We start from the raw sequence: 17,005 nt of genomic DNA, 5'->3' as shown, positions 1-17,005 counted from the left end.
AGTGATTTTTCTTTATATAACAGGAATTAATATAGTCTTTCATTTCTTTCTGTTTCTTATTTCGTTTATAATATAAAGTAAGAATGTAGTAAAGAAAGGGGGATGTCGGAAGGTGGTATATTTAAACGACAAACTCAGCGAAACAAAAGTGTTTAAAGACCCAGTACATAAATATGTGCACGTGCGTGATCGCGTTATTTGGGATTTAATCGGAACGAAAGAATTTCAACGCTTGCGCCGTATTAAGCAGCTTGGAACGACATTTTTTACATTTCACGGTGCAGAGCATAGTCGCTTTACTCATTCGTTAGGTGTATATGAAATTATTCGTCGTATGATTGATGATGTGTTTGATGGCAGACCAAATTGGAATGCTGAAGATAGATTGTTATGTTTATGTGCGGCATTACTTCATGATGTCGGTCACGGCCCATTTTCTCATTCGTTTGAAAAAGTATTTTCGTTAGATCATGAGAAGTTTACACAAAAGATTATCGTTGGTGATACGGAAATTAATGATGTGTTAAGTCGTGTTGATAAGGAGTTTCCGCAAAAGGTAGCAGATGTTATTGCGAAAACATCTACTAATAAACTAGCGATTAGTATGATTTCAAGTCAAATTGATGCTGATCGTATGGATTATTTATTAAGGGATGCTTATTTCACAGGTGTAAAGTATGGCAACTTTGATATGGAACGTATACTGCGCGTAATGCGTCCGTACGGTAATCAAGTAGTCATTAAAAATAGTGGTATGCATGCTGTAGAGCATTATATTATGAGTCGTTATCAAATGTATTGGCAAGTATATTTCCATCCGGTAACGCGTAGTGCAGAAGTTATTTTAACGAAGATTTTGCACCGAGCTAAATCATTGCATGAGAAGTATTATGCATTTAAATATCACCCTGTTCATTTCTATTCTTTATTTGAAGAAGAGGTAACAGTAGAGGATTATTTAAAGTTAGACGAGAACGTAATGTATTATTACTTCCAAGTATGGCAAGATGAAGAAGATCCAATTTTGAGTGACTTATGCCGTCGTTTTATGAATCGAAATCTATTTAAATATGTAGAGTTTACAGACAAACATGGTTTAGATAATTGGGTGGAATTAAGTAGCTTATTTAAAAAGATTGGACTCGATCCAGAGTATTATTTAGTTGTTGATTCAACATCAGACTTACCGTACGATTTTTACCGCGCAGGAGAAGAAGAAGAGCGTCTGCCAATCTTACTTCTTATGCCGAACGGGGAACTTAGAGAGCTTTCACGTGAATCGGATATTGTTGAGGCGATTACGGGTAAGAAGAGAACGGATCAAAAGTTATTCTATCCGCATGATTTAATCTATGAAGATGGAAGAAAAGGAAAATATAAAGAGAGAATTATCGAGTTGTTAGAAGGAAAGAAATAAGAAGCAGCTAAGGGCTGCTTCTTATGAAAAAACTTGAAATTATTTGTCGCTTAAGCGTTTTCCGCCAACTGCATAATGGTTTTTAGACATTTCTTCGATGAAAACAACGATGTTTTCTTCAGGAGCACCAGTTGTTTCGCTTACTGCTGTGGTTACTTTCTCAGCAAGAGCTTTCTTTTGTTCTTCTGTGCGTCCTTCTAACATTTTCACTGTTACGTATGGCATGTACAATCGCTCCTTTTATGTAAGTTACACTCTTATTATAGCGGATTATGAGGAAGAACAATCGGAAAAATAAATAATTTCTTTTTTTGACATATTGAAGAGGAGATGAGTTATGGATCAGTTATTTAGATACCCGTTGCACCAAATTCCATTGGTAGCAATGGCGATTATTATTGCGCTATCTGTGCATGAATTTGCACATGCGTATGTTGCATATAAATTTGGAGACGATACAGCGAAAAAGCAAGGACGGTTAACGTTATCACCGATTGCTCATTTAGATCCTATCGGGATGATTGCTGTATTGATTCTTGGATTCGGTTGGGCAAGACCGGTGCCTGTTAATCCGTATAACTTTAAAAGACCGCGTCTTGCGGGAATATTAGTTTCTATTGCGGGACCGATAAGTAATCTTATTTTAAGTGCAATTGGTTTAATTATTTGGTATAGCTTAATAACATTTGGAGCGTTAGATGCGATGCCACCTGCAGTAGCAGATACGCTGGATCAATTCTTCCAAATTTTTATTATGCTTAATATTGTTTTACTTGTATTTAACTTATTACCGATCCCGCCACTTGATGGTTATCGCGTTGTGGAAGATTTAGCACCAGCAAATATTCGTGCGAAAATGACACAGTATGAAAAGTATGGATCAATTGCGTTATTAATTCTTGTTATTACACCGCTTAGCAATTACACAATTCAGCCTATTTTCAATGTTGTTATTCCATATGTATTAGTATTTTTACAAAGTATCATTGTGCCTATTTTCGGGCTTTTATAATCATTAAGCGAGGAGGAATTTACATATGACAGAGAAAAAGAAAAAAATTGGTTTTAATATCGTAAAAAATGACTCAACAGATGGACATGGTGGGTTTGGTGTTGGGGCATTAAGTCTAGAAAATATTTCCCCTGTATTTGTTGATGTATTAGAGAAAACTGCGTTCGTTGATATCGGTGCGATGCATGCGCGTAGTACAGTAGAAAAAGGAATTAAGTTTTTAACAAATAAAGATGAAGTTCCGAACGGAAAACCATTTTGGCTTGTTTGGGTAACAATTGAAAGAACACCAAACGGTGCATGTTACGCAGGTGTAACTGCTTGTGAAATGACAGTTGACCGTGCAATTCGCCGCGGATATAAATCACTTCCAGAACATGTAAATAAAATGGATAAATCATTAAAGCGTCACATCATGATTGATCATATGGATGAATCATCTAAAAAGGTACTTGGCACATTCTTAAAAGAGCATAATGAAGCAATTTGGAACGAATCTAGTGAAGAATTGCGCCACGCATTATTAGGTGAATAAAAATAGCTGACGGATTTCCGTCAGCTATTTTTTTACCACGGGAGATATTTTTTCCACCAACCCGTCTTTTTCTTCTCTTCACTAACCTTTTCGAACTCTTCTTTATCATCAACGTGATCCATACAATATTCAGTTGGCTCTGTACCTTTTGCAAAATACATTTTCACAGAAATGGGACAATTTTTTGTAGCAATTTTACCGTTTTCAGGGTTAACGTCGACAGCAACAACATCTGTTGGTTGTTTGAACTCTTTTTTAGGCTGTCCATCTAATCCATTTTCCATCGTATCGGTCCATATTTTTTTTGCGTATCCTTGTTCTGCTACGTTTGAAATGGATTTAGGTTGATCGTATCCAATCCAAACCCCTGTTACAAGTTGCGGGGTAAATCCAATCATCCAACTATCAGTTTCTGTAGAACCAGACTTTCCAGCATATGTTCTTGATAGTTTTGATAACATCGATTGACCGGTCACAGCGGCATAACTGCTTAGTTTTTTATTAAACATGCCTGTCATCATTTCTTCCATCACAAAAGCTTTGCTTTTATCTAGAACTTGTTTACTTTCTAAATGAGCGTCGTATAGCATATTTCCTTCATGATCAACGATGCGTCGTATAAAGATTGGTTTTACTTCTTTTCCGCCGTTTGCAAACATGCTATAAGCATTGACCATTTCAATTGGTTTTACAGGAGATGTGCCGAGAGCAAGAGACGGAACATCTTTTAAGGCGCTAGTAATACCGAATTGCTTCGCTGTTTTTGTAAGAATGTCTTCGCCTAAAAATAAATTCGTCTTCACAGCATATACGTTATCAGAAACGGCGAGTGCTTGTGCCATTGTCACAAAATCGTCTGCATAATAGTTTTTATAATTTTTCGGTTTATACTTTGAAACACCGTCACCTAAAGTGAATACAGTGTATTCGCTTTTTAAGCGTGTAGTAGGGGTGAATCCTCGTTCTAAGGCTGCGTAATATAGGAACGGCTTAAATGTAGAGCCAGGCTGGCGGGCGGCTTGTGTAGCCCTGTTAAATTGACTCGTATTATAATCAGTTCCACCAACAAGGGCAGCCACTTCACCCGTTTTTGGATTCATAGAGACGAGAGCAGTTTGTATGTTTGTTGTGTCAGGAATATGGTCTTTTACAGCTTGCTCTGCTACAGATTGTAATTTAGGGTCTAGCGTTGTATAAATACGCAAGCCACCTCGCTGTAAGGCTTGCTCATCTAATCCGATATCACGAAGAAGAGAAGCTTGTACAGCATCTTGGAAATAAGGTGCAATTTCTGCAACTTTCTTCGTATCCAATGAGGCAAAAGTAAGTGTTTTCTTTTTTGCCGAGGCAGCTTGCTGTTTTGTAATATAACCTTGTTCTACCATTTCATCTAGTATGAGAGATTGACGCCCTTTCGCACGTTCTTCTTTTAAGAAGGGAGAGTAGACACTTGGTCCTTTCGGGATACCTGCGAGCATACTCGCTTCTGCTAATGTTAATTCTTTTGCTGTTTTATCGAAATATAGACGGGACGCAGCTTCGATACCGTAAGCGCCATGTCCGTAATAAATTGTATTTAAATATCCTTCTAAAATATGATTTTTATTATAGTTCACTTCAAGGCGAACGGTATACATTGCTTCTAATAGTTTACGTTTCCACGTTTTATCATGATCTAAGTATAGGTTACGAGCATACTGCTGTGTAATAGTACTAGCACCTTGTACTTTTGCCATTGCTTTTAAATCGGCAATAATGGCACCAGCAATGCGCTTCATATCAAAGCCATGATGTTTGTAGAATCGTTGATCTTCAATAGATAGTGTCGCCTCTTTTACATAAGGAGAAATTTCATCAAGAGATACATTATAGCGTTTTTGCATTTCATTACTTTGTCCTATAACAGTGTCATCATTAGCGTAAAAGACACTCGTTTGCGGGACCGCAACAGGAGGAGGTCCCATAATTTTTGCAACTATAAGAATAACAAAAAAGGAAAAAACAAAGAAAAGGACGCAAGAAAACATTGCGGTGAAGAAAAGACGTTTATATTTTTTAAGTTTTGGATTCATAGTTTGATCCATCTTTTTTCAGCCCCTCATTAATACAAGCGTTATTGTATTAGTATTGAGGGTTTTGAGTTATTTTAAACAATGAAATTTCGAAAATAAAAAAGCCCCTTCAATTAAGAAAGGAGCTCAAAGGCACGTGCTGGCCAATCGGTAATAATGACGTCTACGCCATAATCAATCATAGTTTGTAAATCTTTATATTCATTAATGGTGTAAGGGCGAAAACTGTATCCTTGCCCCTGTGCTAATTGGACAAACTCTTTCGTTAATAATTGAAAGTTTGGGTGTAATCCAGTTGCCTCGCGTTTTTTTGCTTCAGCAATAGCATCTGCAAGTGGTGTATCGTACAAAATTGCTCTTGGAATTTCTGGAGCAATTTCTGCTAATAATGAAACAGAGTCGTGGTTAAATGATGAAAATACAATTTGATTGGATAGATGATATTCACGAACAAGGGCAACAACCTTATCTTCAATATTTGAATAGTGAATCACATCTGTTTTTAATTCAATGTTAAGTTGTAAATTTGTTGTAGAGAGCCAAATAAATACTTCTCGTAACGTTGGAATTTTCGCCTCATGGAAAGAAGGATCTTTAAAGCTACCAGCATCTAAAGCTTGTAATTCTTCTACAGTTTTCTCGGAAACAAGTCCCACGCCATTTGTTGTACGATCCACTGTTTCGTCATGAATAACAACTAGTTCACCATCTTTTGATAGATGAACATCAAGTTCAATTCCGTGAGCACCAATGCGTTCAGCTTCTTGGAAGGCAATCATCGTATTTTCTGGATGTGTTCCTTTTACCCCGCGATGAGCAAAAATAAGTGGTTTATTCATGTAAAAATCTCCTTATCATCTCTTTTTCTTCATTATGAAACTGCCTTGGGAAAAATACAATTGAACAGGGAAAATATTTACAAAAATCTAACAGTTGCATAAAAGTTAACGTTAACGTAAAATGTAATAGTTGAGTGAAGGGAGGAATAAACATGTATAAAATCGATGAAGTAACAAAACAAGTTGGTTTAACAAAACGTACACTTCGTTATTATGAGGAAATTGGTTTAATTCATCCCCCGGAGCGTAGTGAGGGAAACATTCGTCTGTATACAGATGAGGACATTGCAAGAATTAAAAGGATTGTAGAAGCGAAAGAAGTACTTGGAATTACACTTCAAGAAATGCAACAGTTCTTATCGTTAAAAGAAAGAATGGAGCAAAGAAGAAATAGCGAGAATCCCCGTGACCGCGAAGTGATTCAAGAAATTAAAGAGATGCTTGCAAAACAAGTGCAAACGCTAGACGAGAAAATGGAGCAAATGCAGCGCGTGAAGGCGGAGCTCGAGGACAGTTTACATCGTGCAGTTACATTTTTAGAGAATACAAAAGGAGAGTAATCAAAATGGAGAGCAAACAAAAATTAGGGAGATTGATTACAGTGATCGCTACCTTCCTTGCCTTTTCTGGTATAGGGGTAGTCGATCCGATTTTACCAAGTATTGCTGAACAAATTGGTGCCTCGCATTGGCAAGTCGAGATGTTATTTACAGCATATATTTTAACGATGGCAATTATGATGTTACCAGCTGGAATATTTGCATCAAGATTTGGTGATAAACGAATGATGACAATTGGTCTTGCGATTGTGACGGTATTTGCATTTATATGTGGTATATCGCAAACGATTGCTCAATTATCTATTTTCCGCGCAGGGTGGGGATTAGGAAATGCGATGTTCTTCGCAACGGCGATGACATTATTAATTGCATTAAGTAAAGAAGTTCATGAAGCAGTAGGATTATATGAAGCAGCCATTGGTTTAGGGATGGCAGGTGGACCATTATTAGGCGGGATATTAGGTGGACATTCTTGGCGTTACCCATTTTTTGCGACGAGTATTTTAATTTTCTTAGCATTTATTTTAGTTTTCTTTTTTGTAAAAGAACCGGAGCGAAAAGCGAAGCGTAAGGCGGCAGGCGTAGGGGAATTACTTAACTTGGTTAAATATAAACCGTTTATGCAAGGTGCCATTTCAGGGATGTTATACTACTACGGATTTTTCGTTGTTTTAGCATATTCACCACTTATTATGCATTTGTCCGCTATTCAATTAGGATTTGTATTTTGCGGATGGGGATTAGCGCTAGCTTACGGATCAGCAATTTTAGCACATAAGCTAGAAGGTAAATATGAACCGAAAACATTGTTAAAAGGTAGTTTACTCGTATTTGCGATTTTCTTAATTGCACTATTCTTCGTTAAAATCATGTGGTTACAAATCGTATTAATCGTTCTATCAGGATTAGCATCTGGATTAAATAATGCGTTATTTACAAGCTATGTAATGGATATTTCACCTTATGAAAGATCTGTTACATCAGGTGTTTATAACTTCGTTCGTTGGTTAGGAGGCGCGATTGCTCCAATTTTATCAGGAGTTATCGGTCATACAGTTTCGCCGCAAAGCCCGTTTTTAGTCGGTGGAATTGTTGTGTTAGTTGGTTGCGTTATAATCTTAATTCCGATTCGTAAACCGGTAGAAATAGAGACAAAAGCCCTTTCTTAAGAAAGGGTTTTCTTTCCTATTACAGAGCAAACCCTGTTCACATATATGTTAGAACGCTCTGACTAAAATATATTTTCGGTATTTTTGTACTTTTAACTATACTTTTTGGATGTTTTGTTTTATTTTTGTTAGGGGACATTAATGATGTCCCTATTATAAATTTGCATTGAAAGGCGTGATTGTACGATGGAACTATGGTTCACTGAAAAACAAACAAAACATTTTGGGATTACGGCACGTATTAACCGCACATTACATACGGAGCAAACAGAATTCCAAAAACTTGATATGGTTGAAACGGAAGAGTTCGGAAACATGCTTATTTTAGACGGCATGGTTATGACGACAGAAAAAGATGAGTTCGTTTATCATGAAATGGTAGCGCACGTACCTTTATTTACACATCCAAACCCTGAAAACGTTTTAGTTGTAGGTGGTGGTGATGGCGGTGTTATTCGTGAAGTGTTAAAACACCCAAGCGTCAAGAAAGCAACTCTTGTTGAGATTGATGGAAAAGTAATTGAGTACTCTAAACAGTACTTACCATCAATTGCAGGCGCATTAGATAATGAGCGTGTAGAAGTGAAAGTAGGAGACGGTTTCCTACACATCGCGGAAAGCGAAAATGAATATGACGTAATTATGGTAGATTCTACTGAGCCAGTAGGACCAGCAGTAAATTTATTTACGAAAGGTTTCTACGCTGGAATCTCTAAAGCGTTAAAAGAAGATGGTATTTTCGTTGCACAAACGGACAACCCTTGGTTCACACCAGAATTAATTACAACTGTGTTTAAAGATGTAAAAGAGATTTTCCCAATTACTCGTTTATACACAGCAAACATTCCGACGTATCCAAGTGGGCTTTGGACATTCACAATCGGATCTAAAAAACATGATCCATTAGAAGTAAGTGAAGAGCGTTTCCACGAAATCGAAACGAAATACTACACAAAAGAATTACACAATGCAGCATTCGCATTACCGAAATTTGTTGGCGATTTAATTAAGTAAGAAAATCGAGTTTGAACAAATAAAGTGTAAGTAGTTCATTTAAGGTGTTTGTCCAGAAGACTTGAACATGCTAGCTACTTACACTTCTGTAAAGAAAAACGTCTTCTTATTGTTAAAAAAGAAGACCCGGTAAATCGAGAAAGAGGAGCTGTATGCTCCAAATTTGAGAAATAGTGAAAGGTTGGGATACCTTAAGTTCCACATAAGGAGGAAAAGAATATGCGTTTTGATGAAGCTTATTCAGGTAAAGTATTTATTAAAAGTCATCCAAGTTTTGAAGAGTCAGAGGCAGTTATTTACGGGATGCCAATGGATTGGACAGTAAGCTACCGTCCAGGTTCTCGTTTCGGCCCTGCACGTATTCGTGAAGTATCGATTGGACTAGAGGAATACAGTCCATATCTAGATCGTGAACTAGAAGAAGTAAAGTATTTTGATGCGGGTGATATCCCATTACCATTTGGGAACCCACAGCGCAGCATAGACATGATTGAAGAATATGTAACAAAACTTTTAGATGCCGGTAAGTTTCCACTAGGTCTCGGCGGTGAGCACTTAGTGTCTTGGCCAATTTTTAAGGCAATGGCAAAAAAATATCCGGATTTAGCAATCATCCATATGGATGCTCATACTGACTTACGTGAGTCATATGAGGGAGAGCCTTTATCCCACTCTACACCAATTCGTAAAGTGTGCGATTTAATTGGTCCGGAAAACGTATATTCTTTCGGTATTCGTTCTGGAATGAAGGAAGAATTCGAATGGGCAAAAGAAGTAGGTATGAACTTATATAAATTTGACGTATTAGAACCGTTAAAAGAAGTATTACCGAAACTTGCAGGACGTCCAGTCTATGTCACAATCGACATTGACGTATTAGACCCAGCTCACGCTCCTGGAACAGGGACGTTAGAAGCTGGAGGTATCACATCTAAAGAATTATTAGATTCCATCGTGGCAATTGCAAATTCAAATATAAATGTAGTTGGAGCAGACTTAGTAGAAGTAGCTCCAGTCTACGACCATAGTGACCAAACACCAGTCGCAGCAAGCAAATTCGTGCGGGAAATGCTGCTCGGTTGGGTAAAATAAAGGTGGAAGCCACCGATCATTCTAGCCGGTGTAGCTGGATAAAGTAAAAGTGAAGCCGACTGTTTAGACGCAAGGGTCTAGAAGGCGTAACTGGATAAAATAAGGGCCTCCTACATGAATAGGGGCCCTTATTTTTTCGTTATGTGTCGGTAAATCGATATATTAAAAAAAACGCCGATATAATTTCACTTATCATCGTGTGACATAAAGAAAAAGAGCTATTCTCAAACAATGAGAGTAGCTCTTTTTCTTATGCAACTTTCTCTTCCGAAGTAATTCCGCGAATCTCATCAGCAGAACGGATTGGATATTTGCGGAACACAATGGAACCGACGTATCCAATAATAGTGGTAACGATTCCACATAGTACAGCAGCAATCGTTACTTTTATTACATCATTAAATCCGAACAAGACGAGAAGTCCTGGAATTGGTGATGCTGTACCTGGCGCATTATTAACGAGCTGGAATAGCGATGTAATAATACCAGCAAGTGCACCGCCAACGAAGTTGGTCATATAAATTGGAATTGGATTTGCTGAGACAACATCGGCTTGTGTTAACGGCTCGATTGCTACAGCGATTGTATCTTTCTTTGAACAAATTTTTAGTCGTTTAAAGAAAATGAAGTTCATTGGGGCAGAAGCTGCTACGGCAAGACTACCAATTGCCATTGGTAAACCTGTTAATCCAAGCATGGCAGTTAGTGCCATAGAACTTAATGGGGATGTAGAAATAACTGTGATTAATCCACCAAGCATAATACCCATAATAATAGGACTTTCTGTAGTTGCAACTGAAATCATAGAACCGATTTTACCGAGTGTTGCGTTAACGAGCGGATCCATAAGCATTGCCATCCCGCGTGAAATTGGTGCGGCAATAAATAAAATTGCTAAAAATTCTACACCAGCTGGTAGTTTCTTTTCGAGAAATTTCACGATGAATGCACAAATGTATCCAGCGAAAAATCCTGGTAAAATACCGAATCCACTAGTAGCGATACCGATTAAAACAGCATATACGGGTGAAACGCCAATTGCTAGTGCGACTAAAATTGCCGCTGCGACACCACTCATACTACCAGAAGCTTCTCCTACTGATTGTAAAAAGTCATTATGAAACATTTCCCCACCGATATAACGGTGAAATGCTTCAACAAGAAAACTTGCGATTGCTGCATTAGCTAAAGCACCCATTGCTTTCATTCCGTAAGGAGCACGGTAACTAAAAAGTGTAAATAGACAGAGTACAACAAGTAATAGTGCTAAACCTTGCAAGATAGCCATTTGAAAACTGTCTCCTTTGATGTTTGTAATAAAGTGAAACTTTAATCAGTGGGTGTTTTGTCCCTTACCACTGATTATTAGCCTTCACCAATCGGGCATTTACGGGCAGTTGTCTCCTACATACCTTTCTCGTATTCGCCGCATTTTGCGGTGGGAGCTTACTGCCCGCAAATAGCGGGATAAAAATTCGTATCATTCAATAATAATATAAAAGTTTGTTAAACGGAAAAACTTTTTGTTCGGAAATTGCTGTAAGGTGAAAAAGCCTTACAATAATGTAAGGGAAGTGTAAGACATTTCGATAGAGTATAGTATGCTTTTTTTCGTATAATACAGGTATAGACATACGGTTAGTGAGAAAGAAGTGCAAACAGGAGGATCATGTATGAAATTGGTAATGAAAGTTTTAGCTGTCTTCGCCATTATTTTAGGTGGTACAGCATATTATTTACAATCAAAAACAGAAGGTGTTGATGCCTTTGTAGACAACTTCTTTTCGAATAAAGAAATACAAGACTATTATGCAGTTATAGATAAAGGCGAGAAAAAAGATGATGAATATTTATATACATTTAAAGGTTATACAGAAAATGGGAAACAGCAAGTTATTAAAAAGATGGTAAACCGCGAATTACACGCAGGTGCATTTATAAAGATTTATGCAAAAGGTATGCAAGGAAAGGGCTGGGCTGAAATCCCGAAAGAATCAATCCCGCAAAAGGCATTACAAAAAATAGAAAAAGCTTAAAAGGAGCGAACAAATCACTCCTTTTTTTAATGCGTTAAAATTGTAATAGATGTGTTCTTTTTATTAGAAGTGATTTTTGCCCTTCCGCCAATTGGGAAGGTAAAAATAGGAGTTGTATGCCCAAAACTAGCATTTGCAATGATAGGTATATGTGTAAGTTCAGGCTTTGAAGCAATCATTTCTTGAATGTCTTCTATCGTACATTCTGCTCCTTTTTGCATTCTTCCTATAACAATGCCTTTTACATGTTCAAAGTCAGGTTGCTGCATAAGAGAATGTAAATATCGATCAAAAGTTTTAAGAGTAGCTTTTTCTGTTAAACTATCCTCTTCAAGAAATAAAATTTTGTCCTGTAAGTTAGGCATATATGGTGTACCTTGTAGTAAATTAAATGTGCTCATATTACCACCAATAATCTCTCCTGTAGCTTCTCCTTCTTGAATTGAAACATATCCTTCATTTTTAATAAATTCTCGATTTTCCTGATCAATATACCAAGAATCATCGCTCCATGTTTCAGCCGGCAATATTTCAATAGGCTCATTAGAAGTTAAGCATTTTAAAAAGTAATCAGTCGTATAATCAAGGCCTTTCTCCATTCCAAATGAAGAGAAGTGAGGACCTGAATATGTAACTAAGCCTGTTTTTGTGTAAAGTGCGTTATTTAAAGCAGTAATATCAGAATAGCCACAGAAAAACTTCGGATTTTCTCGAATTAAATCGTAATCGAGATGTTTTAATAAACCGTTAGAGTTGTATCCTCCAAGTGTCGTCAAAATTGCTTTTACATTAGGGTCTTTAAATGCTTCATGAAAATCTTGAACGCGTGAAGAAATAGAAGAGGAAGCAAATTGATCTATCTCATCAGCATATTTTGAGAATGTAACTTGAAAGCCCATGTCGGTTAATCTTTTTATAGCAAGCTCTCGGTTCGTATTTGAGACAATACTTAAACTGCAAGATGGTGAAATAACTCTTATTTCATCACCTTTTTTTAATTTTGTTGGTAGCATCAAATTCACCCCTTGAAATGAAAGAATATTTAGATTTAAAAAATATTTTAACATATGAAATAAAGTGAAGGTGAATTATTTTTTGAAAAGGAGTTTTCCTGATTTTTCAGCAGACAGACAGAGTCTTTTTTTGATATGATAGGAAAAGTGATTTATTATAAGTAGTATTTAATATCTATAACATTTGAAGGGTGTGCAAGACGTGAAGAAACAACTTGCAGGCTTGCCGGTACACGTTCATTTCGTAACAGAAATCCGTGAAGGGGCGAGGAAGGAAACCGTTGCTTTTGAAGCAAATGGTCAATACTATGTAAAAGGTCAAGGTACATATATAACATTCCAAGAGCCGAACGAACAAGGCGAAGTGAAAACAATTATTAAAATTCAAGATGAACAAGTTCTCATTATGCGTTCAGGTGCTATTTCTATGCGTCAGACGCATGTGAAAGGTGAATGGACAACTGGTACGTATACGAGTGAACTTGGTACGTTTGCATTGCAAACAAAGACTGATAACGTTCTTTTTAAATGGTCGGATGAAAAGAAAAAAGGACAACTCTTCTTAACGTACGCATTGCTTCTAAGTGAACAAGAAGCTGGCAGATATACAATTACACTTAATTTGAAGGAGGCAAAATAATGAATTCTTTAGAACAAGTAAAAGGATTGATTAAAGAAGAAATTCAAGCTGCTGTATTAAAGGCAGAATTAGCGACAGAAGAACAAATTCCAAACGTTGTATTAGAATCTCCAAAAGATAAAACAAATGGTGACTTCTCTACAAATATGGCAATGCAACTTGCACGCGTTGCGAAAAAAGCACCTCGTATGATTGCAGAAGAATTAGTTGCAAACTTCGATAAAGCAAAAGCTTCTATTGAAAAAATTGAAATCGCTGGTCCTGGTTTCATTAACTTCTACATGGATAATAGCTACTTAACAGACTTAATCCCAACGATCGTCAACGCTGGTGAAGCATACGGTGAAACGAATACTGGTAAAGGTGAAAAAGTACAAATTGAGTTCGTATCTGCGAATCCAACAGGAGATCTTCACTTAGGACATGCACGTGGTGCAGCAGTAGGTGACACTTTATGTAACGTATTAGCAAAAGCAGGATACGACGTATCTCGTGAGTACTACATTAATGACGCTGGTAACCAAATTCATAACTTAGCTCTTTCTGTTGAAGCTCGTTATATGCAAGCTTTAGGTTTAGAGAAAGAAATGCCAGAAGACGGTTATCATGGTGCGGACATCATTGGAATCGGTAAACGTTTAGCAGAAGAGTTTGGCGACCGTTATGCAAAAGCTGATGCAGAAGAAAGCTATGAATTCTATCGTTCATACGGTTTGAAATATGAATTAGCAAAACTTCAAAAAGACTTAGAAAGCTTCCGTGTTAAGTTCGATGTGTGGTTCTCAGAAACATCATTATACAAAAACGGAAAAATCGATGCTGCACTTTCAGTATTGAAAGAGCGTGACGAGATTTTTGAAGAAGGCGGAGCAACTTGGTTCCGTTCAATGACTTACGGTGACGATAAAAACCGTGTATTAATTAAAAACGACGGTTCTTACACATACTTAACGCCAGATATCGCTTACCACCGTGACAAGTTAGAGCGTGGTTTCGATAAATTAATCAACATTTGGGGTGCTGATCATCACGGTTACATTCCTCGTATGAAAGCTGCTATTCAAGCGCTAGGTTACGATAAAGACACTCTTGAAGTAGAAATCATTCAAATGGTACAACTGTACCAAAATGGTGAAAAAATGAAGATGAGTAAGCGTACAGGTAAAGCAGTTACACTTCGTGAGCTTATGGAAGAAGTAGGCGTGGACGCAATGCGATACTTCTTCGCAATGCGTAGTGGTGATTCTCATTTAGACTTCGATATGGACTTAGCTGTATCAAAATCTAACGAAAACCCAGTATACTATGCACAATATGCTCATGCTCGTGTATGCAGTATCCTTCGTCAAGGTGAAGAGTTAGGATTAGCTACAGGCGGAGACGTGAATTACAAACTTGTTACTTCTGAGAAAGAAGTAGAGTTACTGAAAAAACTTGGTGAATTCCCAGCTGTAGTTGCGGATGCAGCGCAAAAACGTCTGCCACACCGCATTACAAGCTATGCATTTGAATTAGCAGCAGCATTACACAGCTTCTACAATGCAGAAAAAGTATTAAACCAAGATAACTTAGAATTAAGTAAAGCTCGTTACGAATTAATGAAAGCAGTACGCACTACACTTCAAAATGCATTAGCAATCGTAGGAGTATCTGCACCAGAAAAAATGTAAAAAGAAAAGCGGAAGCGGCTCGCTCAGAATAGGAGGGGGATGGAGCTCCTGACAGAGAGGCGTACTTTGCCTCGGAGGAAGGCGCGAAGCCACCGAGTATTCTAGCCGCTGGAGCTGGACATAAAGAAAAGCGGAAGCGGACTTTCGTTTTTAAGTAAAAGGCAATCACACGATGTTGTGATTGCCTTTTTATATGGAAATAATAAAAAATAAAATTTTTTTCAAACAAAAGAGGAGTTTGCATCGTCGTATATAAGTGGGTTAAAAGTAAAAGATGGATTTGTAAAAGTGAATTGGGAAGTGAAATAAAAGGGGGAGTTTCAGTAATTCCTGGTAATATGATTTTTTCTCAATAAAAGACCACCGATAAAATCAGTGGTCTTTTAAAATATTAAGCAGCTTTTTGTCCTGTTTGAGTAACAGATTTTTGAAGAGTGTTATAAACACCAGTTCCGATAACTTCCAATGCCATTTTCATACGTTCTGGTGAAATGTTTTCGAATACATTATCCTGAGGTGTATGGTATACCTTCTCAATATGATAGATTAATGGATTCCAACTATCGACACCCATCCAAATAAATAGTGCAGAAGGAATACCAACTTCAGCAAATGGTACGTGATCACTAGAGCCAAATTTCCCTTGAAGAACGAGGTCAGTATTTAATTGTTTACCAGCCTGCAAAGCAGCATCTGTTACAAGGTTTGTAGATCCATCAGGTGTCATTGCATATAAATTCTTTGCTTTATCATAATTTGTTGCAACCATGTCTGCGTTAAAGACACCTAAAATTCGATCGCGTTCTTTTTGGGACAGACTATTAACATAATAATCAGAGCCAAGTAAGCCAGTTTCCTCAGAACCAAAAGCAATAAAACGAATTTCTTTATCAGTTTCTACATTTTGAAAAGCACGAGCCAGTTCTAATACTAATCCCGTTCCAGAGGCATTATCATTTGCTCCAGGTGCTCCAACGACACTATCGTAGTGTGAACTTACAACGACAGCCTTTTCATTACCTGTACTATTTTTTGGTTTCTTTTTAGCGATGACATTTAAGGATGTTAGATTAGATTCATGTCTCGCTTTTAGGGAAAGAATTGTTGTCTCCTTTTTAGCGATTTCTTCTTTAAATGCATTTCCTTGAGCATAAGCAAGACCGAAGACAGGGATAGACTGTTTTTTAGTTAAGCGAGGATTGAAAGTTTGTCCATAGTTTCCACGTCCGCCAATTAAGCTGTATAAAAGAACACCTTTTGCCCCTTTGCTAACAGCATTTTCAACTTGTTTATTATAATCTGCTACTGTTGCACCTCTTTCGAATAAAACAATTTTTCCGTTTACCTCATTTGGAATATCATCTAATTTTGTTCCACCTTGGACAAAGATAAGAGGAGCTGTAACAGCTTCTGTAGAAATTAGCGCATTGGGAGCAGCTCCAGCTTGCCAATTTCGTTTTGTGGATAATGGTGATTCGATAAATCCAACGTATTGATCCGGTACTTGAAAGGGCTGATATTCTACTTCATATCCCATTGATTTAAGCTGCATACCAACATAGCGAGAAGCCCATTCTTCTGATTTTGTACCGCCTGGACGGGGACCGATTGTTTCGGATAAGAAACGGATATGCTCGATGGCACGGTTTGCATCAACTTGTTTTGTAATAGGTGGAGTCTGTGTAATTTCTGACGTGGAATCAGCTTTTGCTTGTCCGATTGGAGCTAAGCTAACGGCGAGTGATACAGCAAGCAAGGAGCTTACTATTTTTTGTTTCAGTGATTTTCTCATTTTTTCCTCTCCCATTCTTCTATTCTCTCTGACTGACAAAAGAAGACGGATAACGACTTTATCCCGCTATTTTTGGGCAGTAAGAACCCCATCTCAAAATTCAACTGTAAAGCAAAGAAGCTAGATGGGAGTCGGGCTGCCCGT

16 protein-coding genes are annotated in these 17,005 nt (G+C 37.5%); 10 read left to right on the top strand and 6 right to left on the bottom strand.

Going from position 1 to position 17,005, the window contains the following annotated elements; translation table 11 throughout:
• The first annotated feature begins 112 nt into the window (after window positions 1-112).
• Complete coding sequence (locus tag KI356_RS12375; protein WP_088060676.1) at window positions 113-1,417, top strand: HD domain-containing protein; 1,305 nt, start codon at window positions 113-115, stop codon at window positions 1,415-1,417.
• Window positions 1,418-1,456: 39 nt separating this feature from the next.
• Here the strand turns inward: KI356_RS12375 and thmT are convergent, their stop codons facing one another.
• The gene (gene thmT, locus KI356_RS12370; RefSeq protein ID WP_001147172.1) at window positions 1,457-1,642 is read right to left on the bottom strand and encodes a 2-hydroxymuconate tautomerase; all 186 of its coding nucleotides are present in this window, start codon (window positions 1,640-1,642) and stop codon (window positions 1,457-1,459) included.
• Window positions 1,643-1,754: 112 nt separating this feature from the next.
• On the opposite strand from thmT, the gene KI356_RS12365 reads away from it, so the two are divergent.
• On the top strand, window positions 1,755-2,429 hold the full coding sequence (locus KI356_RS12365; protein ID WP_212935564.1) for a site-2 protease family protein: 675 nt from the start codon (window positions 1,755-1,757) through the stop codon (window positions 2,427-2,429).
• 25 nt (window positions 2,430-2,454) lie between these two features.
• Window positions 2,455-2,964: a YwhD family protein gene (locus KI356_RS12360; protein ID WP_128283010.1), complete on the top strand. Its 510-nt coding sequence runs from the start codon at window positions 2,455-2,457 to the stop codon at window positions 2,962-2,964.
• A gap of 32 nt (window positions 2,965-2,996) precedes the next feature.
• Here KI356_RS12360 and KI356_RS12355 read toward each other — a convergent pair whose 3' ends face one another.
• Window positions 2,997-5,048 (bottom strand): transglycosylase domain-containing protein, encoded by a 2,052-nt coding sequence (locus KI356_RS12355; RefSeq protein ID WP_212935563.1) that lies wholly within the window; start codon window positions 5,046-5,048, stop codon window positions 2,997-2,999.
• A 101-nt stretch (window positions 5,049-5,149) separates the two neighbouring features.
• The gene (locus KI356_RS12350; RefSeq protein ID WP_212935562.1) at window positions 5,150-5,875 is read right to left on the bottom strand and encodes a glycerophosphodiester phosphodiesterase; all 726 of its coding nucleotides are present in this window, start codon (window positions 5,873-5,875) and stop codon (window positions 5,150-5,152) included.
• Between the two features lie 152 nt (window positions 5,876-6,027).
• Here KI356_RS12350 and KI356_RS12345 point away from each other — a divergent pair, with 152 nt between their 5' ends.
• The 4 genes from KI356_RS12345 (at window position 6,028) to speB (ending at window position 9,710) form a co-directional block, all read left to right on the top strand.
• The gene (locus tag KI356_RS12345) at window positions 6,028-6,435 is read left to right on the top strand and encodes a MerR family transcriptional regulator (protein WP_128283007.1); all 408 of its coding nucleotides are present in this window, start codon (window positions 6,028-6,030) and stop codon (window positions 6,433-6,435) included.
• Window positions 6,436-6,440: 5 nt separating this feature from the next.
• Window positions 6,441-7,604 carry an MFS transporter gene (locus tag KI356_RS12340; RefSeq protein WP_128283006.1) on the top strand — a complete coding sequence of 388 codons (1,164 nt, stop codon included), beginning with the start codon at window positions 6,441-6,443 and terminating at the stop codon, window positions 7,602-7,604.
• A 186-nt stretch (window positions 7,605-7,790) separates the two neighbouring features.
• On the top strand, window positions 7,791-8,618 hold the full coding sequence (gene speE, locus KI356_RS12335; RefSeq protein WP_000424696.1) for a polyamine aminopropyltransferase: 828 nt from the start codon (window positions 7,791-7,793) through the stop codon (window positions 8,616-8,618).
• Between the two features lie 219 nt (window positions 8,619-8,837).
• Complete coding sequence (gene speB / locus KI356_RS12330; RefSeq protein ID WP_002123716.1) at window positions 8,838-9,710, top strand: agmatinase; 873 nt, start codon at window positions 8,838-8,840, stop codon at window positions 9,708-9,710.
• Between the two features lie 250 nt (window positions 9,711-9,960).
• On the opposite strand, the gene KI356_RS12325 is transcribed toward speB, so the two are convergent.
• A complete protein-coding gene (locus tag KI356_RS12325; protein ID WP_212935561.1) occupies window positions 9,961-10,998 on the bottom strand; it encodes a PTS sugar transporter subunit IIC in 1,038 nt (345 codons plus the stop codon).
• A gap of 385 nt (window positions 10,999-11,383) precedes the next feature.
• On the opposite strand from KI356_RS12325, the gene KI356_RS12320 reads away from it, so the two are divergent.
• Window positions 11,384-11,746 carry a YxeA family protein gene (locus tag KI356_RS12320; RefSeq protein WP_128283004.1) on the top strand — a complete coding sequence of 121 codons (363 nt, stop codon included), beginning with the start codon at window positions 11,384-11,386 and terminating at the stop codon, window positions 11,744-11,746.
• Window positions 11,747-11,772: 26 nt separating this feature from the next.
• Here KI356_RS12320 and KI356_RS12315 read toward each other — a convergent pair whose 3' ends face one another.
• Complete coding sequence (locus KI356_RS12315) at window positions 11,773-12,759, bottom strand: S66 family peptidase (protein ID WP_212935560.1); 987 nt, start codon at window positions 12,757-12,759, stop codon at window positions 11,773-11,775.
• Between the two features lie 202 nt (window positions 12,760-12,961).
• Between KI356_RS12315 and KI356_RS12310 the strand changes: the two genes are divergently transcribed.
• Both KI356_RS12310 and argS read left to right on the top strand, forming a co-directional pair.
• The gene (locus KI356_RS12310; protein WP_002089794.1) at window positions 12,962-13,399 is read left to right on the top strand and encodes a YwiB family protein; all 438 of its coding nucleotides are present in this window, start codon (window positions 12,962-12,964) and stop codon (window positions 13,397-13,399) included.
• Entirely contained in the window at window positions 13,399-15,069 is a 1,671-nt protein-coding gene (gene argS, locus KI356_RS12305) for an arginine--tRNA ligase (protein ID WP_002123721.1), read from the top strand. The genes KI356_RS12310 and argS overlap by 1 nt, the downstream gene beginning before the upstream one ends.
• 391 nt (window positions 15,070-15,460) lie before the next feature.
• On the opposite strand, the gene KI356_RS12300 is transcribed toward argS, so the two are convergent.
• Complete coding sequence (locus KI356_RS12300) at window positions 15,461-16,861, bottom strand: M28 family metallopeptidase (RefSeq protein WP_212935559.1); 1,401 nt, start codon at window positions 16,859-16,861, stop codon at window positions 15,461-15,463.
• Window positions 16,862-17,005 lie beyond the last annotated feature (144 nt).

Source organism: Bacillus hominis (genome assembly GCF_018332515.1).
Taxonomy (GTDB): Bacteria; Bacillota; Bacilli; order Bacillales; family Bacillaceae_G; genus Bacillus_A; species Bacillus_A hominis.
This window is presented reverse-complemented; position numbering and strand designations above follow the sequence as displayed.